This is a genomic window from Streptomyces sp. 5K101, from assembly GCF_046506645.1.
Classification (GTDB): domain Bacteria; phylum Actinomycetota; class Actinomycetes; order Streptomycetales; family Streptomycetaceae; genus Streptomyces.
In genome coordinates, this window is the sequence record NZ_JBKFFO010000003.1 from 49,992 (window position 1) to 76,103 (window position 26,112).

At 72.4% G+C, this 26,112-nt stretch carries 25 protein-coding genes and 1 pseudogene; 13 read left to right on the top strand and 13 right to left on the bottom strand.

What is annotated here, in order from left to right:
* The first annotated feature begins 31 nt into the window (after window positions 1–31).
* The 5 genes from ACLB9X_RS06055 to ACLB9X_RS06075 all read left to right on the top strand — a co-directional run bounded on the left by ACLB9X_RS06055 (window position 32) and on the right by ACLB9X_RS06075 (window position 4,935).
* Window positions 32–313 carry a PAAR domain-containing protein gene (locus ACLB9X_RS06055; protein ID WP_410359196.1) on the top strand — a complete coding sequence of 94 codons (282 nt, stop codon included), beginning with the start codon at window positions 32–34 and terminating at the stop codon, window positions 311–313.
* A 5-nt stretch (window positions 314–318) separates the two neighbouring features.
* On the top strand, window positions 319–744 hold the full coding sequence (locus ACLB9X_RS06060) for a GPW/gp25 family protein (protein ID WP_410359197.1): 426 nt from the start codon (window positions 319–321) through the stop codon (window positions 742–744).
* Window positions 741–2,681 carry a putative baseplate assembly protein gene (locus tag ACLB9X_RS06065; protein ID WP_410359198.1) on the top strand — a complete coding sequence of 647 codons (1,941 nt, stop codon included), beginning with the start codon at window positions 741–743 and terminating at the stop codon, window positions 2,679–2,681. Before ACLB9X_RS06060 ends, ACLB9X_RS06065 begins: the two co-directional genes overlap by 4 nt.
* A 21-nt stretch (window positions 2,682–2,702) precedes the next feature.
* On the top strand, window positions 2,703–3,218 hold the full coding sequence (locus ACLB9X_RS06070; RefSeq protein WP_410359199.1) for a phage tail protein: 516 nt from the start codon (window positions 2,703–2,705) through the stop codon (window positions 3,216–3,218).
* Window positions 3,219–3,384: 166 nt separating this feature from the next.
* Window positions 3,385–4,935: a BTAD domain-containing putative transcriptional regulator gene (locus ACLB9X_RS06075; protein WP_410359200.1), complete on the top strand. Its 1,551-nt coding sequence runs from the start codon at window positions 3,385–3,387 to the stop codon at window positions 4,933–4,935.
* A gap of 26 nt (window positions 4,936–4,961) precedes the next feature.
* Here ACLB9X_RS06075 and ACLB9X_RS06080 read toward each other — a convergent pair whose 3' ends face one another.
* Window positions 4,962–5,879 (bottom strand): NADase-type glycan-binding domain-containing protein, encoded by a 918-nt coding sequence (locus ACLB9X_RS06080; protein ID WP_410359201.1) that lies wholly within the window; start codon window positions 5,877–5,879, stop codon window positions 4,962–4,964.
* A gap of 518 nt (window positions 5,880–6,397) precedes the next feature.
* Between ACLB9X_RS06080 and ACLB9X_RS06085 the strand changes: the two genes are divergently transcribed.
* Complete coding sequence (locus ACLB9X_RS06085) at window positions 6,398–6,784, top strand: hypothetical protein (protein WP_410359202.1); 387 nt, start codon at window positions 6,398–6,400, stop codon at window positions 6,782–6,784.
* Between the two features lie 244 nt (window positions 6,785–7,028).
* Here ACLB9X_RS06085 and ACLB9X_RS06090 read toward each other — a convergent pair whose 3' ends face one another.
* Window positions 7,029–7,760 (bottom strand): DUF6193 family natural product biosynthesis protein, encoded by a 732-nt coding sequence (locus ACLB9X_RS06090; RefSeq protein WP_410359203.1) that lies wholly within the window; start codon window positions 7,758–7,760, stop codon window positions 7,029–7,031.
* Window positions 7,761–7,952: 192 nt separating this feature from the next.
* Window positions 7,953–9,133: pseudogene (locus ACLB9X_RS06095) on the bottom strand (PP2C family protein-serine/threonine phosphatase).
* A gap of 39 nt (window positions 9,134–9,172) precedes the next feature.
* Between ACLB9X_RS06095 and tmk the strand changes: the two are divergent.
* The 3 genes from tmk to ACLB9X_RS06110 all read left to right on the top strand — a co-directional run bounded on the left by tmk (window position 9,173) and on the right by ACLB9X_RS06110 (window position 11,681).
* Window positions 9,173–9,760, top strand: a complete 588-nt coding sequence (gene tmk, locus ACLB9X_RS06100; RefSeq protein ID WP_410359204.1) for a dTMP kinase — start codon at window positions 9,173–9,175, stop codon at window positions 9,758–9,760.
* Between the two features lie 256 nt (window positions 9,761–10,016).
* A complete protein-coding gene (locus tag ACLB9X_RS06105) occupies window positions 10,017–10,907 on the top strand; it encodes a S1 family peptidase (RefSeq protein ID WP_410359205.1) in 891 nt (296 codons plus the stop codon).
* A 177-nt stretch (window positions 10,908–11,084) separates the two neighbouring features.
* Window positions 11,085–11,681 carry a hypothetical protein gene (locus ACLB9X_RS06110; RefSeq protein ID WP_410359206.1) on the top strand — a complete coding sequence of 199 codons (597 nt, stop codon included), beginning with the start codon at window positions 11,085–11,087 and terminating at the stop codon, window positions 11,679–11,681.
* Window positions 11,682–11,703: 22 nt separating this feature from the next.
* Here the strand turns inward: ACLB9X_RS06110 and hemC are convergent, their stop codons facing one another.
* On the bottom strand, window positions 11,704–12,639 hold the full coding sequence (hemC, locus tag ACLB9X_RS06115) for a hydroxymethylbilane synthase (RefSeq protein WP_410359207.1): 936 nt from the start codon (window positions 12,637–12,639) through the stop codon (window positions 11,704–11,706).
* Window positions 12,640–12,791: 152 nt separating this feature from the next.
* Between hemC and ACLB9X_RS06120 the strand changes: the two genes are divergently transcribed.
* Both ACLB9X_RS06120 and ACLB9X_RS06125 read left to right on the top strand, forming a co-directional pair.
* Window positions 12,792–13,859 carry a nitrous oxide reductase family maturation protein NosD gene (locus ACLB9X_RS06120; RefSeq protein ID WP_410359208.1) on the top strand — a complete coding sequence of 356 codons (1,068 nt, stop codon included), beginning with the start codon at window positions 12,792–12,794 and terminating at the stop codon, window positions 13,857–13,859.
* A 67-nt stretch (window positions 13,860–13,926) separates the two neighbouring features.
* Complete coding sequence (locus ACLB9X_RS06125) at window positions 13,927–15,012, top strand: methyltransferase (protein ID WP_410359209.1); 1,086 nt, start codon at window positions 13,927–13,929, stop codon at window positions 15,010–15,012.
* Between the two features lie 78 nt (window positions 15,013–15,090).
* Here the strand turns inward: ACLB9X_RS06125 and ACLB9X_RS06130 are convergent, their stop codons facing one another.
* The 7 genes from ACLB9X_RS06130 to ACLB9X_RS06160 form a co-directional block, all read right to left on the bottom strand.
* The gene (locus tag ACLB9X_RS06130; RefSeq protein WP_410359210.1) at window positions 15,091–15,423 is read right to left on the bottom strand and encodes a TcmI family type II polyketide cyclase; all 333 of its coding nucleotides are present in this window, start codon (window positions 15,421–15,423) and stop codon (window positions 15,091–15,093) included.
* 41 nt (window positions 15,424–15,464) lie between these two features.
* Complete coding sequence (locus ACLB9X_RS06135) at window positions 15,465–15,944, bottom strand: SRPBCC family protein (protein ID WP_392326144.1); 480 nt, start codon at window positions 15,942–15,944, stop codon at window positions 15,465–15,467.
* Between the two features lies 1 nt (window position 15,945).
* Window positions 15,946–16,203 (bottom strand): acyl carrier protein, encoded by a 258-nt coding sequence (locus tag ACLB9X_RS06140; protein ID WP_410359211.1) that lies wholly within the window; start codon window positions 16,201–16,203, stop codon window positions 15,946–15,948.
* 11 nt (window positions 16,204–16,214) lie between these two features.
* Window positions 16,215–17,462 carry a beta-ketoacyl synthase N-terminal-like domain-containing protein gene (locus tag ACLB9X_RS06145; protein ID WP_410359212.1) on the bottom strand — a complete coding sequence of 416 codons (1,248 nt, stop codon included), beginning with the start codon at window positions 17,460–17,462 and terminating at the stop codon, window positions 16,215–16,217.
* Window positions 17,459–18,727: a beta-ketoacyl-[acyl-carrier-protein] synthase family protein gene (locus ACLB9X_RS06150; RefSeq protein ID WP_410359213.1), complete on the bottom strand. Its 1,269-nt coding sequence runs from the start codon at window positions 18,725–18,727 to the stop codon at window positions 17,459–17,461. Before ACLB9X_RS06150 ends, ACLB9X_RS06145 begins: the two co-directional genes overlap by 4 nt.
* Window positions 18,724–19,164: a cupin domain-containing protein gene (locus ACLB9X_RS06155; protein WP_410359214.1), complete on the bottom strand. Its 441-nt coding sequence runs from the start codon at window positions 19,162–19,164 to the stop codon at window positions 18,724–18,726. The genes ACLB9X_RS06150 and ACLB9X_RS06155 overlap by 4 nt, the downstream gene beginning before the upstream one ends.
* A 74-nt stretch (window positions 19,165–19,238) precedes the next feature.
* Window positions 19,239–20,360, bottom strand: coding sequence for a SchA/CurD-like domain-containing protein (locus ACLB9X_RS06160; RefSeq protein WP_410359215.1), 1,122 nt, complete (start codon window positions 20,358–20,360; stop codon window positions 19,239–19,241).
* A 256-nt stretch (window positions 20,361–20,616) separates the two neighbouring features.
* Between ACLB9X_RS06160 and ACLB9X_RS06165 the strand changes: the two genes are divergently transcribed.
* Both ACLB9X_RS06165 and gdhA read left to right on the top strand, forming a co-directional pair.
* Window positions 20,617–22,290, top strand: a complete 1,674-nt coding sequence (locus tag ACLB9X_RS06165; RefSeq protein WP_410359216.1) for an FAD-dependent oxidoreductase — start codon at window positions 20,617–20,619, stop codon at window positions 22,288–22,290.
* Window positions 22,291–22,500: 210 nt separating this feature from the next.
* The gene (gene gdhA, locus ACLB9X_RS06170) at window positions 22,501–23,856 is read left to right on the top strand and encodes an NADP-specific glutamate dehydrogenase (RefSeq protein WP_410359217.1); all 1,356 of its coding nucleotides are present in this window, start codon (window positions 22,501–22,503) and stop codon (window positions 23,854–23,856) included.
* Between the two features lie 242 nt (window positions 23,857–24,098).
* On the opposite strand, the gene ACLB9X_RS06175 is transcribed toward gdhA, so the two are convergent.
* Window positions 24,099–24,776 carry a TetR/AcrR family transcriptional regulator gene (locus ACLB9X_RS06175; RefSeq protein WP_410359218.1) on the bottom strand — a complete coding sequence of 226 codons (678 nt, stop codon included), beginning with the start codon at window positions 24,774–24,776 and terminating at the stop codon, window positions 24,099–24,101.
* Between the two features lie 161 nt (window positions 24,777–24,937).
* Window positions 24,938–25,972, bottom strand: coding sequence for a LacI family DNA-binding transcriptional regulator (locus ACLB9X_RS06180; protein ID WP_410359219.1), 1,035 nt, complete (start codon window positions 25,970–25,972; stop codon window positions 24,938–24,940).
* Between the last annotated feature and the right edge of the window lie 140 nt (window positions 25,973–26,112).

The following is a 26,112-nucleotide window of genomic DNA, read 5'->3' on the forward strand; positions in this document are numbered from 1 at the left end:
GCCTTGAGACCACCAAGAGGAGACAGGTCAGATGCCGCCTGCCGCACGCGTCGGTGACCCCACCGGGCACCCGGGGGTGATCGGGCCGCCCGGGGTGCCCACCGTGCTCATCGCGGGGATGCCCGCGGCCGTGGTCTCGACCCCGCACATCTGCTCGTTCCCGCCGCCGGCCGTACACCCTCCGTCCGCGATCGCCCCGCCCGGCTGCCCGACCGTTCTCATCGGCGGCATGCCCGCCGCGCGCGTGGGCGACCTGGCCGTGTGCGGGGCGCCGATCGTCATGGGCGCGCTCACCGTCCTGATCGGGGGCTGAGGGCAGTGGGAGAGCAGTTCATCGGCTCCGGCTGGGCCTTTCCGGTACGGACCGACGCGACCGGGGCCGTGGCGCTGGTCGGCGGGGACCGCGAGGTCGAGGAGAGCATGCGGCTGATCCTCGGCACCGCGCCCGGCGAGCGGCCCATGCGCCCGGAGTTCGGATGCGCGATCCACGACCACGTCTTCGCGCCCGCCGACGCGGCCACGGCCGCGCACCTCGCGTACGAGGTACGGCTGTCGCTGGAGCGGTGGGAGCCGCGGATCGACCTCGTCGACGTCGACGTCACCTTCGACGCGCAGGACGAGGGCACCCTCTACATCGACATCCGGTACGCGCCCCGGGGCACGAACGACCCCCGGAACCTGGTCTTTCCGTTCTATGTGATCCCCGCACACGAGAACGGCTCCGCGGAGGCAGGTGACCGGTGAGCCTGCCCGAGCCCCATCTCGACGACCGGCGCTTCCAGGACCTCGTCGACGAGGCCAAGCGGATGGTGCAGCAGCGCTGCCCGGAGTGGAGCGACCACAACGTCTCCGATCCGGGCGTCACGCTGATCGAGGCCTTCGCGCACATGACGGATCAGCTGATCTACCGGCTGAACCGGGTCCCGGACAAGAACCACCTGGCGTTCCTCGACCTGATCGGGCTCACCCTGCACCCGCCCACGGCCGCCCGCACCGACGTCACCTTCTGGCTCTCGGCGCCGCAGGACCAGACCGTGCAGGTGCGGGAGGGGACCGAAGTCGCCACGCACCGCACCGAGACCGAGGAGGCCGTGGTCTTCTCGACGGTCCGGGAAGTCGCCGTCGTGCCCGTGGAGTTGACCGCCCTCGCCGTCGTGACCGCGGAACCGGGCGCCGTGGCCGCCGACCGAGGGCCGGAGCTGGCCGAAGGCCGCGGGGTGCCCTGCTTCTCCGCCGTACCGCGCCCCGGCGACGCCGTGCTCTTCGGCCTCTCGCGGGCCGCACCCTCCTGCGTGGTGGCGCTGCGGCTGGACTTCCCGGTGGCCGGCCACGGCATCGACCCCGAGCACCCGCCGCTGGCCTGGGAGGCGTGGACCGCCGAGGGCTGGACCCGCTGCGACGTCGACCGCGACGGCACAGGCGGCTTCAACCGGCCGGGCGACATTCTGGTCCAGCTGCCCGCCGGGCACCTGGCCTCCGTGGAGGCCAGGCAGCGGGCCGGCTGGCTGCGGTGCGTGGTGCAGACACCCGTCGAGGGGCAGCGTACGTACTCGGCGACGCCGGAGCTGCTGTCCGCCGAGGCGTTCACCATCGGCGCGACCGCCCCGGCCGTGCACGCCGAACGGACGGGCGGGGAACTCCTCGGGGTCTCCGAAGGCGTGCCCGCCCAGACGTTCACGCTGGACCGGGCTCCCGTGGTGGCGGGCGGCCCGCCGTTCGTCGTGGAGACCGCGGCGCCCGGCGGCGACTGGACGCAGTGGACCGAGGTCGAGCACTTCGGCGAATCCGGTCCCCTCGACCGGCACATACGACTGGACCGCAGCACCGGCGAGGTGAGCTTCGGCCCGGCGGTACGGCAGGCCGACGGCACGCTCCGGCACTACGGGGCCGTTCCGGCCAAGGGCGTCCCCGTGCGGGTCCGCTCCTATCTCGCGGGCGGGGGACGGCGCGGCAACGTGGCGCGCCGCGCCCTCGCCGTGCTGCGCAGCTCGATCCCGTACATCGCCCGGGTGGAGAACCGGCGCGCGGCGAGCGGCGGGGTCGACGGCGAGGACGTGGCGAACGCCCGGGTGCGCGGCGCGTCGGCGCTGCGCACCCGGGAGCGGGCCGTGACAGCCGACGACTACGAGTACCTGACCAGGCAGGCGGCCCCGGAGATCGCCCGGGTACGGTGCGTGGACGCGGGCGCGGGCGGCGTACGGGTGCTGCTGGTCCCGGCCGCCGAGGACGACGGCCAAGGCCGCCTGGAGTTCGGGCAGATGGCCTGCCCGCCCCAGCTCCTGGCCCGGGTCGCGGCGCATCTGGACGCGCGGCGCGTGCTGGGCGCACGGCTGGTCGTCGAGCCGCCGTACTACCAGGGTGTGACGGTGGTCGCGGTGCTCCAGGCGGCGGCGGGCGTGCCGGCCGCCAGGGTGCAGCAGGCCGCGCTGGCCGCCCTGTACCGCCGGCTGAACCCGCTCACGGGCGGCCCCGACGGGAACGGCTGGCCGTTCGGGCGGGCCGTGCACAGCGGGGAGGTCTTCGCGGTGCTCCAGCAGGTCGCCGGGGTCGAGGCGGTGGAGAATGTACGGCTGTTCCCCGCGGACCTTCAGACCCGCCGGCGCGGCGACGAGGCGGAGCGGATCACGCTGGACGCGGGCTCCCTGGTCTTCGGCTACGACCACCAGGTGCGGGTGGTGTGAGACGGGTGGAGGTGACCGGTGGTGACTGAGCGCCGGATCGTGCCGGGGCTGCCGAGCAGGCATCCGCTGGGGGCCCGGTTGCCGGGCGTGTACGCGGACGACGACTTCGTCCAGCGGCTCACGGAGGCGCTCGACGACGTGCTGGCGCCCGTGCTGGGCGTGCTCGACAGCCTTCCCGCGTACTTCGACCCGCGCCTGGCCCCCGAGGACTTCCGGGCGCTGCTCGCGGCCTGGGTGGGCGCGGAGGGCGAGGTGTACGGAGCGGTACCCGGGCACGCCTCCCGGGGCACCGCGAAGGGACTTGCGGAGCAGATCCGCCGGGCCTTCGGGGTCACCGCGGAGATCGAGGAGAGCGGCGGCACGGTGTGGTCGGCGACCGCGCTGACGCCGCTCCCGGGCACGCCGCAGCCGCACCTGACCGTGCGGCTGCGGGTTCCGGACCCGGAGGCGGTGGACCGGGCGGCCGTGTCGGCGTTCGTGGCCCGCAACAGGCCGGTGCATCTGCCGTTCACCGTCGAGGTGATCGCGCAGCCGTAGCGGGGCGTACGGTCTGCGCCCCGCGGCCCCGAACGAGCGGATCGCACGGAACGCCCGGGGAAGCACGCATGTTGCACACGCAAGCCCATATGGGGTAATCAGTTACTCCGCCGGTGCGGAGAGTGAGCGCTCATCCTTGACCTCCTGTCGGGGGGAGGAGGCCTTTATGCACGAAACGGTGTGCGAGCGGCTGGTGCCGGGACTCGCTCGGGGAACGGCATCGCTGACCCTGCTCGTCGCCCCCGCCGGGTACGGCAAGACCACCCTGCTCACGCGGACCGCGGACGTCTTCCCCGGGAAGGTGCTGCACTGGCGGCCGTGCCGGGACACGCTCGGGGTGCCTTCGCTGCTGGCCAGTCTGGGACGGCAGTTGGAGCTTGCCGACACGGTCTCCGTGGAGTCCGTCCTGCTGGCCGTCGAGCACCGTGCGGATCCGGTCCTGCTGCTCGTCGACGGGGTCCACCACGTGCACGGCAGCCCGGCCGAGGCGTTACTGGAGGAACTGGCCGTGCTGGCGCCGCGGAACCTGCGGCTGATCCTGGCCGGCCGCCGGATGCCCGCGCTGAACCTCACTCGGCTGGAACTGGCCGACACCACCGTGCTCCGCGCCCCTGAACTGCGCCTGGACGAAAGGGAGATCGCGTCCGTCTTCCCGGACGCCCCGGCGGTCACCCGGGAGCTTGCCGAGCTCACTTCGGGCTGGCCCGGCGTGCTCAGACTCAGCAGGCCCGCGGTCCTGGCGGGCCGCGACCCGCTGGAGTCCGCCGGCCTGCGCACGTATCTGGACCGGGAAGTGCTGGAAGCGCTACCGCCCCGGCTCGTGGGTCTGATGGAACGGGGACCCGACGACCCCGGCGGCCACGACGGGGCCGACGCGCCGGAACTCGCCGAGGAATACGGCCTGGAGACCGACGTGCCGCTGCTGCGGGCGCACCTGGCCCGGCGCCGCGTACGGCCGGCCCGGCACACGGGCACCGTGCACCGCGCCGACGGGGCCCCGTCCGCGTCGCTGGCCCTGCGCTGCTTCCAGCGGTACGAGGCCACACTGGCGGGGCGTCCCCTGGACTGGAGCCGCACGCGGCCGCGCGTACGGGCGCTGGCCCGGCTGCTGTCCGTCCACGCGGGGCGGCCCGTCCACCGGGAGGAGCTGATGGCCGCCCTGTGGCCGCAGAGCCCGGCACATACGGCCGGCCGCGGACTGCAGGTCGCGGTCTCCGCCCTGCGGACCGTCCTGGAACCGGGCACCGGACGAGGGCGGGCCCAGGTTCTGGTGCGGTCGGGCGAGGCGTACATGCTGGTGCTGGATCCCGGGGCCAGCTGTGACGTCCAGGCGTTCGAGGCCGCGGCCGGGGAGGGCGTGCGGGCGGCGGCGCGCGGGGAGACGGACCGGGCGGCGGGGGCGCTGGGGCGGGCCCTGCGGCTCTACACCGGGGAGTTGCTGCCGGAGGACGGCCCGGCTGAGTGGGTGGTGCCGATCCGTGAGCAGTATCGCAACCAGGCGGTGCGGGCGGCCCACGCGCTGGCCGAAGTGGAACTCGGCCGCCACCGCGCGGCCGCCGCGGTGGCGGCCGCCGCGCACGCGCTGTCCCTGGACCCGTTCCAGGACGCGGTGTGGCGGCTGCTGATCGCAGCCCACCGGCAGGCCGGTGACCCGGTGGCGGCCCGGCACGCGGAGCGCCGGCACGCGCAGATGCTGGACACCCTGGGTGGCGTGTGACACCCCGCTTCGGCTGAGACCCCGTGTCAGCGCCGTCTGAAGAACTCGACCTCGGCGAGGGCGAGATACCGGCCGTCCCCGCCCCCGTACGCGCCCTGGACCGTGAGCCGGACCCGGACGGCATCGCTGACGGCGAGGTGGAAGCGCTGCCCTCCCGGCACATCGGCCAGCCGGACGGTCCTGACGGTCGTCCGGCCGTCCTTCGAGGTGACGGTGATCAGCAGGCTGCTGGGCCGCGCCTGGGTGAGGAACTTCTCGGCGACAGGGGAGCTGCCCGGATGGACGACGAGATCGAGCAGGCGAACGGGTTCGGCGAACGTGGCCTCCAGATACTCCCCTTCGGCGGCTCCGGGCAGTGCGGGTGTCCAGTACTTGTCCGTCGTCCCGTCCACGGCAAGACCGGCCGGGTGCTGCTTCCCCGCACTCGACGCCGTCACCTTCACCGCATGCATCTGCTCGGTCCTGGACGTCCGGTCCTTCACGGTCTCCAGCACTCGGCCGGCCTCACCGCGGAAGGTGTAGCCGACCGCCACGAGGACGCAGAGCACCACCAGCGGCAGGACGAATCGCGGCCGCCGCCACTGCCGGCGCGGTGGCCGCTCCCCGGCGACGGGCTTGTGCCTCGGGCGGCGGGTGAACAGTCGCCGCCACCAGGGCGGCCGGGGTACGACGGGGGAGTCCTCGAGGGAGGCGCCGCAACGCCGGCAGTAGCGCCTCGTCGGCACGTTTCCGCTGCCGCACTGACCGCAGATGAGGTCCCCGGCCTGGGGCGGCGGTTCGGCGGCGTCCCCGTGCCGCGACGGCGGCGGCACCGGACGTCCGGGCTCCTCGACCTGAGGCTGCACGGCGCGCAGGGGCGGGGCGGTGGGCCTCGGCGGGACGGCCGGCCCGCCCGCCCGGGCCGCCGGTTCCTCCCGGGGCACGGCGGCGTCCGGCTGGGCCACGGCTGACGGGGTGCCGGCCTGCGACCACTCGAGGAAGGCCCCGCAGGCACCGCAGAACTGCTCTCCGGGATCACACCGGTTCCCGCACACCGCGCAGTTGACCACGGACCCCTCACCCCTTCCGCCCCCCATGCTGCGCCGGCCGACGCTTCCCGCACACGCCCGCAAGGGCAACCACCGAACCGCCGCCCACTGCCCTTTCGGGCGCCGTACTGCGCCCTGGGGCGGGACAGCCTGCTGGGGGCGGACAGGTGCGGGGCTGCCCCCGGCCTGCTCACGGCTCAAGCCATGCTCGCTTCCCGCTGGACGCCGCTTGTGGAAAACGAGGGAATGCCCGATCCGGTGTCCATCCGCAGCACCCGGGAGACGGCAGCTGCGTGGGACATGGCGGGAGCCGGCATCGGGGCGGCCCCGAGTCGGTCACGGAGCGGACAGCACGGCGCTGGGCCCCGGCAGTGCCGGACCGGCCACGGCATCCCCGGCTGGGTGCCGAATCAGGCAGCGCCTACCCTACCGCCATGGGATACGCATTCAGGTTCGAACAGCCTGCTCCTGGCGGCACGTTCAGCTTCAACAACTGGCAAATGGGCTTTGTCCGGGAAATCATGCGGGAGGCCGGCGCTGCGGCCGGGCAGGGTCTGGAACCGGCGTCACGTACGCCAGGACTGGAACCGACGGAACAAACCGCAGACATGGAGAAGTTCCTTTCGAACGGGAACTGGCACGTCAGCGCGGAGGAGGCCGGCTTCATCGCAACGCGCTTGCGTCTGGCTGCGAGCAAGGGAGTGGTCGCTGAGGTGCTGTCGTTCTTCGACGATGCGCCCGACGACGTCCGGCAGTGGGTCAGCGACTTCGCGGACTTCAACGAGCGGTCGGTCGCTCAGGACGGTTACCGGGTGAGGTAGTCGAACGCCCGGTTCACCGGGGCTCCCGTCCCTGCCTCTCGTATCCGGCTGCCTCGAGCATCGGGCCGGCCCCGCTACGAGCACTGATCGGCAGGCGCATCACTCTGGGTTGAACAGCCATTCAAAATTGCGGGACTGTCAGTGCACCGCCGTCGGCCGCCGTTCGCCGACGGGAGCCACCCCGGAGGACGGGGAGCCAACTTGCCACGGGATCGGTCACGGTCAGTGACTTGATTCGCGCTCGTCATCCATCGTGTTCGGCGGTTCCCGCGACGGCCGGACCGAGATCGCTGGGGAGGTGGCTCACCGCCAGGGCGACGGCTTCCTCGGCTGTGGCGGCCTCGCCGAGGACGTCGTCGGAGAGCGGATGCTTCTTCAGTCGGAATGGGCTGCCATAGTGTGACGGGACGATGGCCACCTCATTGCGGAACGGATATCCAGTGCAGGAGCTGAAGCCGAGCGTCCAGTGGCTGGAGAATACATAGAGTTGTCGCAGCCGCGGTTCGGCATGAGCCGCTTCCACAAGTTCGCCGAACCCTGTGGAATCCGGTTCCTCGGTCGCCTGCTCCCGCATCGTGCGCCACTGCAGCTCCACCACCGCGGCCGGCCCGCGTTCGTGAGCTTCGGCACGCTCGCCGGCGCGCAGAAACGACAGCTCCGCCCGCAGGTCCCGCAGGCTCCTGCCCCGCCCCCACGCCGCTCCGGCCCTGACGACACCCGCCAAGTCGGGCGTGGCTCCGGTGATGAGTTCGACTCCGCGACTCCAGCCGGAGACACCGAACCAGCGGCTCTCGGCCCCGATGTGAACGGACAGCGGTTTGCGCTCGGGGACCGACGAGGCGATGCCGGCCGAAGCGAGTGGGCCCCAATCCCCGGGTACCACTGTGAGATCGACGTCGAGTTCGGCCGCCAGCTGTTCCAGCGCTGCGGCCAGGCTGCCCGCAGCAGCCAGATCAGGGTAAAGGTCGGAGTCCACCTCCACAGTCTGCCGTCGCGACGTCACCAAGAGAACGGCGATCAGGCGTCGCAGCGAGGGCCGTAGGCACGTGACTCCGAGTGTCCGTTACTCACGGCCCGGGGAGCGTAGCTGCCAGTCGGTGGGGACCGAGAGCGGGGAACAGCCGGCCGCACCTGGGAAAACGATCTCGACCGCTGTCAGACCACATCATCAAGGGAGCCCGAAGCCTTGCGGCAACCCTCGGGACGCAGCCCGGAATCCCGCCGTCCGGTCGCTCCTGCCGCGAGGCGACGTCTCACGCGGCCGTCGGCGCAGGCGCAGGCGGCGGGGCGTACTCGGCGAGCAGGAGGGCGATGTCGTCCGCCTGTCGGCGGACTGGCCGGCATCGCTCAGCAGCCCGTCGGCCAGATCCTCCAGCGAGCCCCCGCCCATGCGGGCCAGCGATGCCCAAAGGCGGTCGATGCCGGAGCCGATGTCCGAGTCGCGCCTCTCGACCAGCCCGTCCGTGTACAGGGCCAGGACCGACCCGGGCACGAGGCGCAGCTCCGACTCCGGATAGTCGGGCGCCGCCTCGACGCCGAGCAGCGGGCCGCACGGCACGTCCGGGATCTCGGTACGGCCGTCGGGCAGGCGCAGCACGGGCGGGCAGTGGCCCGCGCGGACGAAGCGCACGACCCCCGAACGAGGGTGAGGCGGGCGTAGCAGCAGCTGGCGAGCAGCGACGGGTCGAGGTCCAGATGGAGCCGGTTGGTGCCGGCGACGATGTCGCTCGGCTGGTGGCCGGCGGTGGTGAAGGCCCGGATCGCGCTGCGCAGCTGCCCCATGGTGGCCGCGGCGGCGACGTCGTGTCCCTCGACGTCCCCGACGATCAGCGCGACCTCCTCACCGGTGGGGATGACGTCGTACCAGTCGCCGCCGACGTCCATCCCCCTGGTGCCCGGAAGATAACGCCCGGTGACGCGCAGGCCCGGCAGCGTGGGCAGCCGGTGCGGCAGCAGCGCGTTCTGCAGGCCGCGGGCGAGGGCGAACTCGGCGTCGTAGAGCCTCGCGCGTTCGAGCGCCTGGGCGATCAGGCCGCCCAGCGCCGTGAGCACCCCCCGCTCCTCGTCGGTGAACGGGTGGACGTCGTCGAAGGCGAGCATGCAGGCGCCCACCGGACGGTTGGAGGCGATCAACGGCAGGAACGCCCAGGAGCTGGTGTCCTCGCCTGCCGGGATTGCGGGATATGTCTCGTGGAGCTCCTCGCGGGACTCGACGAACAGCGGGGCCCCGGAGGTCAGCGTGTCCGTCACGGGCAGCCGGGCGTGCAGCGGGATGCCTTCCAGCCGGGCGAGAACCTCCTCGGAACAGCCGCGCTGCGCGAACAGCCGCAGACGCCGCTCCTCCACCACGCAGATCGCCAGCTTCTGGCCGCCGAAAGCGGGCTGCTCGTGTCGATCGTCGGCTTCGACGGATCCGGCAAGACCACCCAGATCGAGCGGGTCGCGGAGGCCATCCGCGCGCAGGGCCGGGAAGTGGTGGAGACCCGCCAGCCCGCCGACTGGTACCGGGAACTGGCCGAGGTGCAGGTCTTCCACGACCAGGGCGGCTCCGTGGAGACCGCGCACATCCTCGCCCTGCTGGCCGCCGCCGACCGCCGCCGGCACGTCATGGAGGTGATCAATCCCGCCCTGGAGCGCGGCGCGGTCGTGCTCTGCGACCGCTACGTCTACGCCACGTTCGGCGTCTTCGTGCACCGCGGGGTCGACTTCCGCTTCCTGGCGACGATCAACAGCGGGATCCCCCGCCCCGACCACGCCTTCTACCTCAAGCTGCCCACGGACGAGCTGCTCCGCCGACTGCGTCTGCGCGACGGCGACCGGCTGAAGCACGAGGAGAAGTCGGCGGAGCGGATCGAGTCCATCACCCGCACCTACGAGGAACTCGGCGAGGAACTGGTCCACATCGACGGGCGGGCCTCTCGCGAGGAGGTCACCGCCTCGATCCTGCGCCATATGAAGGACTCCCTGTCGGGCTGAGCCTGCCCGGCCGTGCCGGCCGGTGGAAGAGACCGCAGCAGCAGTGAGTCCCGACGGTCCGGGACCTGAAGTGAGTCCCGGCGCCCCGGACCGCGCGCCGCAGCCGACCGAACACGCCGGCACCCGGAAAACCTCCGGTGGCGAGTGAACCTCACGCGCGATTTGCCGCTCTGATGACACGACAGTGCCGAAGGGCCAACCCCCTTGCCAGGTGCGGTCGTTCGGCGTCCGTTATCAGAAGTGGAGACCAACCCCCATGAGAGTTTCCCCGACCCGTCACCGTGCCCGCCGAATAGCCTCCGTCGGGCTGGTGGCGAGTGCGGCCCTGGCCCTCGTCGCGTCGGCCGTCACCACGGCCGCCGCGCGGACCGCACCGGCGGAGGAGCGGACCAGGCCCAGCATCAGGATCATCGGCGGCGTGGAGCAGCCCGACTCCGCCCACCCGTGGATGGCCGCCCTCCTGAACAAGGGCACCGGAAGCCCGGTCGACCGCCAGTTCTGCGGGGGCAGCCTGATCAGTGCGAACGTGGTTCTGACGGCGGCCCACTGCGTCACGGACACCAAGCCGAAGCAGCTCGAGGTCACCGTCGGCCGGACCGTCCTGTCCGACAAGGACCAGGGGCAGCTGCGCAACGTGCGGAGCATCGTCTCGCACCCCCGCTACGTCAAGGGGGACGGGGCGTACGACCTGGCGCTGCTGGAGCTGGCCAAGCCGGTCACCGGCATCGCCGCCGTGAAGATGCCGACCGCGGGCACGGACGCCCTGCTCCGCCCCGGCGCGCAGGCGACGGTCATCGGCTGGGGCAACACCGACACCGAGCTGCCCAACTACCCCGACCGGCTGCGCGGTGTGCAGGTGCCGCTGCTCTCGCACGCCGAGTGCACGGCGACGTATCCGGAGTACAACAAGGCTGTCAACGTCTGCGCGGGCGTCGAGGGCAAGGACTCCTGCCAGGGCGACAGCGGCGGTCCGCTGTTCCGCAAGGTCGCGGGCCGCACCTACCAGATAGGCATCGTGTCGTACGGCGACGGCTGCGGTGAGCAGGGTGCGCCCGGCGTCTACACGTCCACCAGCTCGAAGAAGCTGTGGGACACCCTCGCCGAGTCCGCCGAGGGCAAGCGGATGAAGCAGCTGCTGCGCCGCTGACGCCACGGCGGTGCCGCCGGCCCCGTCGCCCCGGTGAGCCGCGTCCGGGCACAGGACCCGGACACCTCAACCGGCGGCGGGGCCGGTCCGCCCTGCGCCGACGTGAATCCGTCGCGGCGAGGCGCCGCTGCGAGCGCCCATTGGCCTCGCACAGCTTCGTCGTCCATACTGCCCGCCGTGGAGCAGCAGATAGATCCGAACATCAAGCCGGACTTCGCCGTGAGCACGGACCCGGCCTTCCTCCCCGGACTCGTCGGTGCCCGTCCCGCCCTCGCGGCGGCCGACGGGACGCGGGAGCGCGAGGACGGGAAGCCGGAGGAAGCCGGGGACGACACCCCGCAGGCCGTCTCCGACGACGAGGCCGAGGGCGCGATCGAAGCCGAGGACGAGGCCGAGGCCGAGGCCGAGGCCGGGGGCGACACGGAAGCTGACGACCCGACAGCGGACGAAGCGGCGGCGGACGGTGAGGACGACGCCGAGGGCACCGGGGACGGCGGACCCGTCTTCGAGGTCAGCGACCGCCGCGGCTCGATCACCGCGAACCGCGAGGGCGTCCGCTTCCGCCTCGACGACCAGGAGGCCGACTTCCGCTGGGACGAGATCGGCGCGGTCGAGGTCACGACCCCGCGGTTCGGCCGCCGTTTCACCGTCACGGTCCACATCGCGGCCAACCGCTGGTTCAACGCCGAGGTCGAGGCGGACGCCAGGAGCCGGCTCAAGGAGTGGACGGCGGGCCTGGACGCGGTGCTCGACGCCTACTTCGAGGGGTCCTGAGCACCGCGCCCGTCGCGCACCGCTAGTGCGCGATGCCGTCGATCAGCTCGCGCGCTCCCTGGCGCAGCAGGGCGACGGCCACCGAGGTGCCGAGTGTGGCCGGGTCCAGCCGCCCGGCCCACTCGTGCGCGTTGAGGACGGTCTTGCCGTCCGGGGTGAACACCTTCGCCCGCAGCGACAGGTCGCCGTTCCGCTCCGCCTGCGCGTAACCGGCGATCGGGCTGTTGCAGTGCCCCTGCAGGACGTGCAGGAACATCCGCTCCGCCGTCGTCTCCCGGTGGGCGTCGGGATCGCCGAGTGCGCTCACCACGTCGATCACGGCGTCGTCGTGCTCGCGGCACTGGAGCGCGAGGACCCCGGCGCCGATCGGCGGGCACATCGTCTCGACCGACAGGATCTCGGTGATCACGTCGGTGCGGCCGATGCGCTCGAGGCCGGAGACGGCGAGCAGCAGCGCGTCCGCGTCCCCCGCGTGCAGCTTCTCCAGCCGCCGGTTGGCGTTGCCCCGCATCGGCACGCACTCCAGATGGGGGTGGGAGGCGGCCAGTTGGGCCGTCCGCCGGACGGACGACGTGCCGATCCGCGTACCGGTCGGCAGCTCGTCGAGTCCCAGGCCGCCGGGGTGGATCAGGGCGTCGCGGATGTCGTCCCGCTTGAGGAAGGCCGCGAACGTCGTGCCCGCGGGCAGCGGCCGGTCGGCCGGGATGTCCTTGACGCAGTGCACCGCGAGGTCGGCCTCACCGGCCAGGAGCGCGGCGTCGACCTCCTTGGTGAACGCCCCCTTGCCCTCGACCTGCGCCAGGTCGCCCATCCACCGGTCGCCGGTCGTGGTGACGGGCACGACCTCCGTACGGATGCCCGGATGCAGCGCGGCCAGCTCGGCGCGTACGCGCTCCACCTGGGCGAGGGCCATCGGGGAGGAACGGGAGACGATGCGGATCAGCTCGGGCACAGTCATGACGACCACGATAAGGCGTCGGTGACGGGCCCGGAGACCGTTGCTCCCTCTGGGAGACCCGTTGCGCTGCATGGGGAAGAGTCGCGCGCGACACGACCGCGGACTGCCCGGGTATCTCCCGATTCGTCTGCTCCGGCGCATAGCTTCGGCTTATGACGAAACGACAAATCACCTGCCTCGCCGCCACAGCCATGCTCGCCGCCTCCGGAGTGGCCGCCGCGGCCCCCGCCCAAGCCGACGTCACCCACCATGTGAGCCCCGGCCAGTCGATCCAGGCCGCCGTGGACGCCGCCCGGCCCGGCGACACCGTCGTCATCGCCGCCGGTACGTACCACGAGAGCGTGCTGATCACCAGGTCCGACCTGACGCTGCGCGGGGCGGGCGCCCGTACCGTGATCAAGCCCGCGGCGGCCGCCGCGCGGGCGGGAAACGCCTGCGCCGCCGAGGGGAACGGCATCTGCGTGACCGGCACCGCCAAGCAGACCGCCAATGGCGTGAGCATCGAGGCGCTGTCCCTGTCCGGCTTCGCCAAGAGCGGGGTGTGGGCCTCCTGGACCGACCGGCTGACCGTGCGGGGCGTCACCTCCGAAAAGAACGGCACCTGGGGCATCGCCCAGCAGCGCTCCACCCGCTCCGTCCTGAGCGGCAACATCGTCCGGTCCAACGGCGACGCCGGCATCTTCGTGGCGAACACGGTCTCCGAGGAGGCCGGCGCCACCGACACCCTCGGCACGCGGATCAGCGGCAACGTGATGACGGACAACCGCATCGGCGCCACGGTCCGGCGGGTGCGCAACCTGGCCGTCCAGGGCAACACGATGACGTCCAACTGCGCCGGTCTGTTCCTCGTGGGCGACGAATCCAAGCCGCGCGCGGGTGACCTGACGGTGCGCCACAACATCGTGGCCCGCAACAACAAGGCGTGCGCCGCCACGGCCAGGCTGCCCGAGATCCAGGGAGCGGGCATCGTGCTCACCGGCACCGAGGACGTCGTCGTCGAGCAGAACATGGTGTGGAACAACGTCGGGGCCTCGCCGTTCTCCGGCGGCATCGTCCTCTTCAAGAGCGTCGTCGGCATCCCCGGCACGGACAACGTGATCCGCGACAACCTCGTCGTGAGCAACGGGGCGGCCGACCTGGCCGACCGCGACTCCGGCGGCACCGGCAACCGCTTCGTCGCCAACGTGTGCGGCGTCTCGGAGCCCGCCGGACTGTGCTGAGGGACGCCGTCGGGGACCAACCGGCCGGGCCGCCCGGCCCGGCCCCACTCACGAGAAGCGAGGCGGCATGACCACCACCGCATCCACCACGCCCACCGCGCCCGTCGAATCCACCGCGCCGACCGGATCGCCCGCATCCACCGCTCCCCATGCCTCCATGAAGCTGCGTGAGCTCGTCTTCGGCGCGGCCTGCGCCGCCGCCGTGCGCGCGGCGGCCAAGCTCGGCGTCGCGGACGCCCTGGAGGACACCCCGAGGACCGCCGAGGACCTCGCCGCGGCCGTCCGGACCGACGCGAAAGCGCTGCGGCGCATGCTCCGCGCCCTGACCTGCTACGGCATCTTCACCGAGGACACGGACGGCCGGTTCGCGCACACCGACATGTCCCGCCTGCTGCGCGAGGACGACCCGCACAGCCTGCGCTACATCACGCTGTGGTGCACCGAACCGTGGACCTGGGCCGCCTGGCCCCGGCTCGACGCGGCGGTGCGCACGGGGGGCAGCGTCTTCGGCGAGCTGTACGGCAAGGAGTTCTTCACCTACCTCCACGAGGACGCACAGGATTCGGCCCAGGTGTTCAACCGGGCCATGACCACCTCCAGCGTGCAGTCCGCGCGCGACGTCGCCGAACTCCTCGACCTCACCGGGGCGTCGACGGTCGCCGACATCGGCGGCGGCCAGGGCCACGTGCTGGCCAGCCTGCTGGAGAAGAACGCCGGCCTGAAGGGCACGCTGTTCGACCTGCCCGGCGTCGTCGAGAACGCCGACCCGCGGCTGCGCGACGGCGGCGCGCTCGCCGACCGGGTGACCATCGTGCCCGGCGACTGCCGACGGGCCCTGCCGGTCGACGCCGACGTCTACGTCATCAAGAACATCCTGGAGTGGGACGACGAGAGCACCGCCCGCACCCTGCGCAACGTCGTCTCGGCGGCCCGCCCCGGGGCCCGGGTCGTCGTCATCGAGAACCTCGTCGACGACTCGCCCTCGATGAAGTTCACCACCTCGATGGACCTGCTGCTCCTGCTGAACGTGGGCGGGGCCAAGCACACCAAGGAGAGCATGACCAGCCGGATGGCGGCCGCGGGCCTGGTCGTCGGGGAGGTCCGCCCGGTCAACTCCTACCTGCACGCGTTCGAGAGCGTCGTCCCCGGCTGAGCCGCCGGCCAGGACAGCGCACGACGCAGCAGCCGGCCCCGCGGTGATCCGCGGGGCCGGCTGCTGTGCGGTGCGCGCTCAGGCGCCCTTGCCGCTCTCCCAGCTGTAGAACTGCGTGGCCATCGCGTCCTTCGGACTCCGCCAGGTCTGCGGGTCGTAGGGACTGACGAAGGCCGCCAGGCGTTCGCTGACGTCCCGGAACGCGGCGTGCTCGGTCACCTTGGCGATCGCCGGCCCGGGCGGCCGGTCGGCCTCGATGAGGTGGAGGTACACGTCGCCGAACTGGAACAGGCTGCGCCGTCGGACGCCGACGAGGTGCGGCAGTTCACCGCTGTCGGAGGCCGCGAACACCTCGGCGATGTCCGGCGCCGACCCGGGTGCCATACGGGCGACGATCAGTGCTTGGTGCATCGGGGGCGTCCCTTCGGATGCCGTCGGGGGGGAGTGGGCCGTCAGCCCGGGGTGACCGGAGCGGTCTCGCGGACGCGGGCACGCTGTTCGATGCGGTCCCGGATCAGCGCCATCTGGGTGCGGGAGTTGCGGTTGATGTTGTCGGTCATCCACGCGTCGTCGACGGGGGCGTCCGGCTTCATCGCGAAGTCCTGCGTCCAGTGCATCCGCACGCCCTGGGGCGTCTCGGCGTACGTCCACAGGATCTTCATGTACTCGAACGGCCCCGTCTCCACGCGCTTGGCGCGCACCGTGAGGGCCGCCCGGTCCGCCTCCCGCTCCGAGACCCAGCTCCAGACCTTGCCGTTCTCGTCGGGGTACATGGTCAGCCGGAACACCGTCCGGTTGCCGTCCCGTTCGAGCACCTCCACGGAGGCGTACTCGGTGAACAGCTGCGGCCAGTGGTCCACGTCGTTGGTGACGTCCCAGACCAGGTCCAGGGGCGCGTCGATGATGATCTCGTTCTCGGTGTGCCCGGCCATTTCAGGCTCCTGCCATCAGTGAGTCGTTGACGAGGTCGAGGAACTCGCGCGGTGTCTTGCAGCGGTCGGCTTCGACCGGGAGCGCCCGGCCGTACCGGTTCTCCAGCTCACCGACGATGCCGAGCAGGCCGAGCGAGTCGAGGCCGTACGCCTCGAACGGGGTGTCCGGGTCGCTGGTCATCTGACCCGGGTCGACGGATATGCCGGCGCCCTTCTTCATCAGCGCGGCCAGCTCCTCGACGGTCAGTTGTGCGGTCATGCGGTCCTCCTTCACGAGAGGTTGTCGGCGTCGCGCCGGAGCACGAGCGCCGCGTTGGAACCCATCAGTCCCCGGCTCAGCACCAGTGCCGTGCGCAGCTCGGCGGGCCGTGCCGTGCCCGTCACCAGGGCGATGTCGTGACAGACGTCGAACACGTGGGGGGTGGGCGGGACCAGGCCGTGCTCCAGTGCGAGCACCGCCGCGGCGACGTCGAGCACCGGCGCTCCGCAGTAGGCCCGGCCGGTGCCGGTCTTGGGCGCCGTCACCGGCACCCGGCTGCCGTGCGGGCCGAGGGCGTCGGCGAGGGCCAGCGCCTCGGCGCGGTCCGCGTCGGGCAGCCCCAGCGCGTCCGCGAACACCACGTCGATCTCCTCGGGCGCGCAGCCCGCGTCGTCGAGCGCCCCGCGGATCGCCCGGGCGAGCCCCTCGCGGGACTCCTCCCACCGCGAGGCGCCGGTGAACGTCGCACAGTGCCCGGCCACCTCGGCGCGCGCGACGGCGCCGCGCGCGACGGCGGTGGACTCGTCCTCGACGACGAGCATGGCGCCGCCCTCCGCGGGCACGAACCCGCAGGCGTGCGCCGTGAACGGGCGGTAGGCCCGTTCCGGATCCTCGGACGTGCTCAGCTCCCGGTAACCGAGCTGGCAGACGAGCGAGTACGGCGCGAGCGGCGCCTCGGCCGCGCCGACGACCACGCTGTCGGTACCGCGACGTACGGCGCCCGCGGCGTGCGCCAGGGCGTCGAGACCGCCGGCCTCGTCGTTGGCGACGACACCGCACGGCCCCTTGAAACCGCCGCGGATGGAGATCTGGCCGGTGCTCGCCGCGTAGAACCAGGCGATGGACTGGTACGGGCCCACATACGTCGAGCCCTGGCCCCACAGCCGCTGCAGCTCACGCTGGCCGAACTCGCCGCCGCCCGACCCGGCCGCCGTGACGACCCCGACGGCGAACGGCTCCTCCTGTTCCCCGGGGTTCAGCCGCGCGTCCGCCAGCGCCATGTCGGCGGCCGCCATCGCGAAGTGGGTGAACCGGTCCGTCTGGACCAGGAACCGCTCCTCGACCAGCGCCTGGGGGTCGAAACCCCGGACCTCGCCGGCGACCCTCAGCGGCAGATGGCCGCAGCCCTCGCGGGTGACGCGGTCGAGGGCGCTGATCCCCTCGCGCGTGGCCTTCCAGAAGGCGTCGGTGCCCACGCCGCCGGGGGCGACGACACCTATGCCGCTGATGACCGAGCGACGGCTCTGACGAGGTCTCATGATGTCCTCCCACCTGGCTTGGTGAGCACCACCGCGGACTGGAATCCGCCGAACCCGCTGCCGACCGACAGCACGGTGCGCAGCTTCTTCTCGCGTGCCGTGCGCGGAACGTAGTCCAGGTCGCACTCGGGGTCGGGCGTCTCGTAGTTCGCCGTGGGCGGCACCGTCTGGTGGACGAGCGCCAGGACGCAGGCGACGACCTCGATCGCGCCGATCGCGCCCAGCGAGTGGCCCACCATGGATTTGATGGAGCTCATCGGCACCTTGTACGCGTGCTGCCCGAGCGACCTCTTGACCGCGGCGGTCTCGTGCCGGTCGTTCTGCTGCGTCCCGGAACCGTGGGCGTTGACGTAGTCGATGTCCGACCCGTTCAGCCGGGCGTGGTCCAGGGCGTGGTCGATGGCGCGCGCCATCTCCAGGCCCTCGCGCGTGAGACCGGTCATGTGGTGGGCGTTGCCGAAGGTGGCGTAGCCGCCGATCTCGCAGTAGACACGGGCGCCGCGGGCTCGGGCGTGCTCGAGCTCCTCCAGGATGAGGACCGCGCCGCCCTCGCCCATCACGAATCCGTCGCGGTTGGCGTCGAACGGGCGCGAGGCGTGCGTCGGGTCGTCGTTGTTCGGCGAGGTCGCCTTGATCGCGTCGAAGCACGCCACGGTGATCGGGGAGATCGGCGAGTCCGAGGCGCCGGCGACACAGATGTCGACCCGGCCCTCCTCGATGGCGTGGAACGCGTAACCCACCGCGTCCAGCCCCGACGTGCAGCCCGTGGACACGGTCTGCACCGGCCCGTGCGCGCCCGTCAGCTCGGCTATCTCCGAGGCGAGGGCGCTCGGTGAGAACGCCCGGTGGAGATGCGGCCCCGCCTCGCTGTGGTCGACGTCCCAGCGGCGGCCCGAGCTGCTGACCGCCACGTAGTCGTGCTCCAGCCGGGTAGTGCCGCCGACCGCGGTGCCCATGGACACCCCGATCCGCCACGGATCCTCCCGCGCCATGTCCAGCCCCGCGTCGGCGAGCGCCTCGCGCGTGGCGACCATGGCGAACTGCACGTACCGGTCGGCCCGTTGCGCCTGCTGGGCGTCGAGGCCGTGGACGGCGGGATCGAAGTCGACCTCCGCCGCGATACGGGACCTGAAGCCCGCCGGGTCGAACAGGGTGATGCCCCGCGTCGCGGTCCGGCCGTCCGCGAGCAGACCCCAGAATGCCGGGGCGCCCACGCCACCGGGTGCGACGATGCCGACACCGGTCACCGCCACACGTCTGTTCACGAAACCGCTCCCGTGGGCTCGGAGGGACGGTGCGTCGCGACACCCTCCGCGGCAGGGGTCTCCTCCGTGTCGACGTGCCCGAGCTCCGGGCGCGGGGCCAGCGGCCCCAGGTGGAACACCATGCGGGCCTCGGTGCGGCCCACGTTGCGGAACCGGTGGCGCACGTACGGGGGAATCATCAGACCCTGGTCGGTCCGGATCGGGTGCGTCTCGCCGTCCAGATCGACCTCGAGATCGCCGGCGACCACGTACACGAACTCCTCCGAGTACGGGTGGTAGTGCTCGCCGATGCGGTCTCCGGGCTCGACGATCGCGAGGCCCATGAAGCCGCTCGTCGCCCCCACCACGGTGGGCGTGAGCATGGCGCGCAGGTCACCGCCGCGCCGGCGGTTGGGCTGGGTCTCGCTGAGGTCGACGATGCGGTGCGTTGTGCTCATGACTGTTTCCTCCACAGGGCCGGAAGGCGGGAGCCGCCGTGTGCGGCGCCCGGCTCCGCTCGGACGGGCGCGGTTCAGGAAGCGCGGCGGTCGGTGATCAGACGCATGTCGGCGCTCTCCAGGAGGCGCGCCGCCACCTTGTCCTCGGTGGGCGACCCGTCCACACCGAGAGCTTCGAGATCGAGCAGGCGCGCCAGCACGGCGGCCTTGCGGGAACCGTGCGCGCCGAGGGCGAGCAGGGGGTCGGTGTCCAGCGGACCGCGCGCGTCGACGAGCCGTACCACGATGTCGTCGCGCTGGAAGACGGTGCTGCTGTCGACGACTCCCGCGGGAACGTCCGCGGCGGCCTCGTCGCGCTGGGCCAGGAGTTTGGCCAGCGTCATGCCGCAGCCCTTCTTGGCCGGGTAGAACAGACCGTGCCGCATGACGTCCTGGGGGCGGCCGCCGGTCGTGGCCAGGTGGTGGACGGCCGGGAGAGCCGCACGGGTGAAGAACACGCGCGCCGACTTCGGGTCGTCGAGGTCGCGGTCCTGCTCCAGGTACGGGTTGATGGCCTCTTCCACGGCCCGGACCTCGGGCTGGCGGGCCACGTGCCGCAGCGCCGCCAGCAGGTCGCCCTGCACCTCCACGGTCCGCACGACGCGGTTGCCGTGCATGAACAGGGAGGTGCGGCGCAGCCGGGTGGTGTCGTCGACCCGGGCCTCCGGCGAGGTGTAGCCCGCGAGGATCTGGGCGACCTTGTCCTCGCTGCCCGGCTTGACCGTGAAGGTGAGGGCGTGCCGTACGACGCCGTCGCCGACGCGAGGGGCCGGCTGGATGCCCGTACGGAGCCTCGTGGAGACCGGGGTGCGTGCCCCGTCCGTCTCGCGCAGGACGCTGTAGCGGAAGGACCGCGTGTCCCGCACGCAGTCGTGGAGCGGCTGCACGGTCTCCAGGTGCTCTTCGCTGTTCACCCAGGCGAGGAACGGCGGGGCGCTCTCCCATTCGCTGGTGATCAGCCACTGGGACGGGTTCTCTATGGACTGGCACAGCTGGTCGGAGATGTGGCCGGGGACGGACGCCACCTGGTGCCGCATGTGCTCGTAGGCGGCGAGGAACTGCTGCTGTGCCCCGTCGTAGAGGTCGAGCATCAGTACCACGCGCAGCCGGGAGCCGTCGAAGGCCGACTGGGATATACGTTCGGACAGCGTCGTCATGGTCACGCCTCTCCTTGGACAGTGAGCCCGCCACACCGGCGTACGGCATCGGTCCTCGGAGATCCCGAGATGAGATCCGGTGCGTACGGTCCGTCGATCGCCGTCAACGGCTGTGGCGGTCCGGTCTCGATCCTGACCACGTACCACCGGTGGCGCGAGATGTGTGAACCAGGCGGGTGAAGCGGCGACCCGAAACACCTTCGCGGGGGCATGGAAAACGTCGTCCGCTTTCCGGCGCCGCAGCAGGAGCTGATCCATGCAACAACACGCTGAAGTACGCGTACCCGTCCTCGTCGTGGGCGGCTCCCTGGTGGGCCTGTCCACGTCCCTCTTCCTCGGCCGGCTCGGCATCGAGCACATGCTGGTGGAGCGGCATGCGGGCACCTCGATGCACCCGCGCGGGCGCGGCAACAACGTCCGCACCATGGAGCTGTTCCGCACGGCCGGCGTGGACGATCCCATCCGCGAGGCCGGCCAGGTCCTCGCCGGCAACCACGGCATCCTCCAGACGCCCTCGCTCGTCGGCGGGGGCGGCGAATGGCTGATCAAGGAGGTGCAGCACAGCAGCGGCGCGGCCCGCTTCAGCCCGGCCCCCTGGTGCGTGTGCAGCCAGAACGACCTGGAGCCGGTGCTCCTCGAGTACGCCCAGAAGTACGGCGGCGACCTGCGGTACTCCACCGAGCTGCGCTCCTTCGAACAGGACGACGCCGGAGTGACGGCGGTCGTCGAGGACCGGATGACGGGCCGGCTCGGCACCGTGCGCGCGGACTACCTCGTCGCCGCCGACGGGCCGCGCAGCCCGATCCGCGAACGGCTCGGCATCGGCCGGTCGGGGCCGGGCGACCTGTTCCACAACGTGAGCATCACGTTCCGCTCGCACGGGCTCGCGGCCGTGGTGGGCGACCGCCGCTTCATCGTCTGCTACCTCACCGACCCGGCGGCCGACGGCGCCCTGCTGCCGGTGGACAACGCCGAGAGCTGGGTGTTCCACGCGCCGTGGCAGCCCCAGACCGGCGAGACGCTCGACGACTTCACCGACGAGCGCTGCATCGCGCACATCCGCCGCGCCACCGGCGTCCTCGACCTCGACGTCGAGATCACCGGCAAGGCGCCCTGGCACGCCGCCGAGCGGGTCGCCGAGCGGTACGCCGACGGCCGGGTGTTCCTCGCGGGCGACTCCGCGCACGAGATGTCCCCGACCGGTGCGTTCGGCTCCAACACCGGTATCCAGGACGCTCACAACCTCGCCTGGAAGCTCGCCGCCGTCCTGCGCGGCCACGCGGGCCCCGGCCTGCTGGAGACCTACGACGCCGAACGCAGGCCGGTCGCGGTGGCCACCAGCAAGCGGGCCTCCGCCCGCTCCGAGGAGCACAGCCACCCCGGCTACGCGCCCGCACCCGGCGGCGGCGGAAAGCAGAGCGGGATGCTGACCGTCGCGCTCGGCTACCGCTACCGCAGCGGTGCTGTCCTGGGCGCCGACCCGGAACTGCCCATCGTGCCCCAGGCGTTGCAGCTCACGGGCGAGCCGGGCAGCCGCGCCCCGCACCTGTGGGTGCGCCGCGGCGGCGAGAGCGGCATGGTGTCCACCCTCGACCTGTACGAGCGTTCCTTCGTCCTGCTGACGGACGCGGGCCCCGGCGGCGGCGCCTGGCACGCGGCCGGGGTGGACGCCGCCGCCCGGCTGCGCGTCCCGCTCGACGTGTACCGCATCGGTGAGGGCGCCGGCGCCGACCTGGTGCCCGAGACGGGCGTCGACTGGCGGGCTGCGCACGGCACGACCGGCGAAGGGGCCCTGCTCGTACGGCCGGACGGCTTCGTCGCCTGGCGCTCGCCGGGCTCCGTACCCGACCCCGAAGCCATGCTGTCCGACGTGCTGGAGACGTTGCTCCACCGTTCACCATCGGCTCGCGGCGCAGCCGCGAACGCCTGATAGCGTCCGAGGGGAGGCGGCTCACCGCCTCCCCTCTCCCGTGCCGGAGCCCGGCCGGAAGGGCACCCGGGGAGGAGCCGGGGCTGTCCCGCGGGTCCCGCCCCGCGTGAACACCCGGGGCCGTACGGCCGTACTCCTCGCCGGCAACGACACCGGACCACCGTCCCGGCCGGGCACCGACCGCGCCGGCCGGTCAGGAAGGGACACGCTGTGACAGCTTCACCCGTGAAGGACCGGCAGGCCGCTCTCCGCACCGAACTGGAGCGCCGCAACCCGGGCGAGCCCGAGTTCCACCAGGCGGCCCGTGAGGTCCTGGAGAGCCTGGGTCCCGTGTTCGCCGCGCGTCCCGAGTACGCGGAGCCGGGGCTCGTCGAGCGGCTCTGCGAGCCCGAGCGGCAGATCATGTTCCGGGTGCCCTGGCAGGACGATCACGGCGCGGTCCACGTGAACCGGGGATTCAGGGTGGAGTTCAACAGCGCGCTCGGTCCGTACAAGGGCGGGCTGCGCTTCCACCCCTCGGTCAACCTCGGTGTCGTGAAGTTCCTCGGCTTCGAGCAGATCTTCAAGAACGCCCTCACCGGACTCGGTATCGGTGGCGGCAAGGGCGGCAGCGACTTCGACCCGCACGGCCGCTCGGACGCCGAAGTCATGCGTTTCTGCCAGTCGTTCATGACCGAACTGCACCGGCACATCGGCGAGCACACCGATGTCCCCGCGGGAGACATCGGGGTCGGCACCCGCGAGATCGGCTACCTCTTCGGCCAGTACCGGCGCATCACCAACCGCTGGGAGGCGGGGGTGCTCACCGGCAAGGGACTCGCCTGGGGCGGCTCCGCGATCCGCACGGAGGCGACCGGCTACGGCAGCGTGCTGTTCGCCGCCGAGATGCTGACCCGGCGCGGCGAGGAGCTCGCGGGCCTGACGGCCGTGGTCTCCGGCTCCGGCAACGTCGCCGTCCACACCATCGAGAAGCTGACGAACAGCGGCGCGCACCCCGTCACCTGTTCCGACTCCCAGGGCTGCGTCGTCGACGAGAAGGGCATCGACGTCGAACTCCTCAAGGAGGTCAAGGAGATCGAACGCGGGCGCGTCAGCGACTACGCGGACCGCCGCGGGTCCTCCGCCCGCTATGTGCCGGGCGGCAGCGTGTGGGACGTCCCGGCCGACATCGCGTTCCCCTCGGCCACCCAGAACGAGCTGGACGCGCAGCACGCCCTCACGCTCGTCCGCAACGGTGTGCGCGCGGTCTCCGAAGGCGCCAACATGCCCTGCACGCCCGAGGCCGTGCGCATCTTCCAGGAAGCGGGCGTCGCCTTCGGCCCCGGCAAGGCGGCCAACGCGGGCGGCGTCGCGGTCAGCGCCCTGGAGATGCGCCAGAACGCCTCCCGCGACTCGTGGACGCCCGCGCGGGTGGCGGAGGAACTCGGCCTGATCATGGGCGACATCCACCGCATCTGCTACGAGACGTCCGAGCGTTACGGCGTCCCCGGCGACTACGTGGCCGGTGCCAACATCGCGGGTTTCGAACGCGTCGCGGACGCGATGCTGGCCCAGGGACTCGTCTGACCCATCCGGTGCACGAGGCGGGCACGGGGGGGCGGCTCGGAGGTGGTACGGGCCCGGCAGGGGCTCGGCGCTCCGGTCGCGGGAGGCGGCCTCGACGTCGTCGGCCGACCGGCTCGGCGCCGCCCGGCTGGTGGTCGAACCCCGCGCCCGTCGCCGTGGGACGGGCGCGGGGGCTCCTCGGTCGTGGAGCGCGCGACCAGCAGCAGGCGACGGCTGCCCGCCGGACCGGGGCGGCGGGCGCTTCAGCCCCGGGCTTCGGCGTCCGCGGCCTGCTCGGTGGTCGGCGTCCCCCGTTGCGCGACGAGCGCGAGTACCTCGGCCTCGGCCCGCGCGGCGGGCACTCCCGCCGCGATGAGCGTCGTGATGGCGGTGGCCCGCCCGTCGTCCTTCCAGGCACCGGTGTTGACGCTCTCCAGCAGCGACAGCGTCAGGCACTCGAGAGCCGCGCTCAGCGCGGGCGCGGGGACGGGGGAGCGGAACACCCCGGCCGCCTGGCCCCGTTCCAGGATCGCGTTCACCGCCGTACGCGTGGGGGAGAGGATCTCGCTCACGCGCTCGACACCCAGGTCGCGCCGGGCGAGGGCGATCAGCATGCGGTAGCGGTCGCCGACCGGCCACGTCGTGAGCACGAAACGGGCGAGCGCGCGCTCGGCGGGCTCGTCGGGGGCGCCCGCCGCCGTGAACGTGCCGACCGCGTCCCGCAGTGCCCCGGCGGCCTCGTCGGCGAGCGCCTCCAGGAGCGCCTGACGTCCGGGGAAGTGGCCGTAGACGGTGCGGCGCACAACGCCCGCGGCCCGCGCGATCTCCTCCAGCGTGGTGTCCGGGCTGAAGCCCAACTCGTTCCGTGCGACGGCGAGGATGCGGGCGCGGTTGGAGCGGGAGTTGCGCCTCTGCGGCTCGCGGGCGGCGGGCTTCGTCACAGCAGTACCTCGGGGCCAAGGTCGCGCGGCGGTCTCGCGGACGGATCCTCATGGTGGCACGGGCGGGGCAGCCGCCCAAGAGGCCCGAGGCGAGGCCGGGCGTCTTATGTGCCGTACCGGCGGATCAGCCCGGTGGGTTCCCCGTGCCCGCCAGGGGCGCGTCACTGGTCGGAGCTGGACCTCTTCGTTCCGGACGCGGTCGAGCCGCGGACCACCAGCTCGGGCATGAACACGAACTCGCTGTGGGGGGCCGGCGTCCCGCCGATCTCCTCCAGCAGCGCACGGACCGCGGCCTGCCCCATAGCCTGCACGGGCTGGCGGATCGTGGTCAGCGGGGGATCGGTGAACGCTATGAGCGGCGAGTCGTCGAAGCCGACCACCGAGATGTCCTTCGGCACGTGCAGCCCCTGCTGCCGCGCCGCACGGATCGCGCCGAGCGCCATCATGTCGCTGGCGCACACGATGGCCGTGCACCCGCGGGCGATGAGCCCGGAGGCCGCGGCCTGCCCGCCCTCCAGCGTGTAGAGCGAGTGCTGGATCAGCTCCTGCGACTCCTCGGGCGACAGGCCCAGCCGTTCCTGCATGGCCGCCTGGAAGCCCTCGATCTTGCGCAGCACCGGCACGAACCGCCGGGGCCCGAGGGCCAGGCCGATCCGGGTGTGGCCGAGCGAGACCAGATGGGTGACCGCCAGCTGCATGGCGGCCCGGTCGTCGGGGGAGACGAAAGGCGCCTGCACCTTGGGGGAGAAGCCGTTGACCAGGACGTACGGCACGCCCTGGGCGCGCAGCCGGTCGTAGCGCTCCATGTCGGCGGTGGTGTCGGCGTGCAGGCCGGAGACGAAGATGATCCCGGAGACGCCCCGGTCGACCAGCATTTCGGTGAGCTCGTCCTCGGTGGAGCCGCCGGGCGTCTGGGTGGCGAGGACGGGGGTGTACCCCTGGCGGGTCAGCGCCTGGCCGATCACCTGCGCCAGCGCCGGGAAGATGGGGTTGTCCAGCTCGGGGGTTATCAGGCCGACCAGGCCCGCGCTGCGCTGGCGCAGCCGGACGGGCCGTTCGTAGCCGAGCACGTCGAGTGCGGCCAGGACGGACTCACGGGTGGCCGCGGCCACACCGGGCTTGCCGTTGAGCACGCGGCTGACTGTGGCTTCACTGACCCCCGCCTGGGCTGCGATGTCGGCGAGCCGCGCGGTCATGTCAGTGGACTGTACCGGTCATACGGGGGATTGCCCACCACGTACGGGAATCAGTCGGTTCCGGGCGATGAGGGGAGGGTCCCGTCAGCAGCCTGCAAAGCTTTGCGGCACACTTGCGGAGGCCTTGCACGGGGGCCACC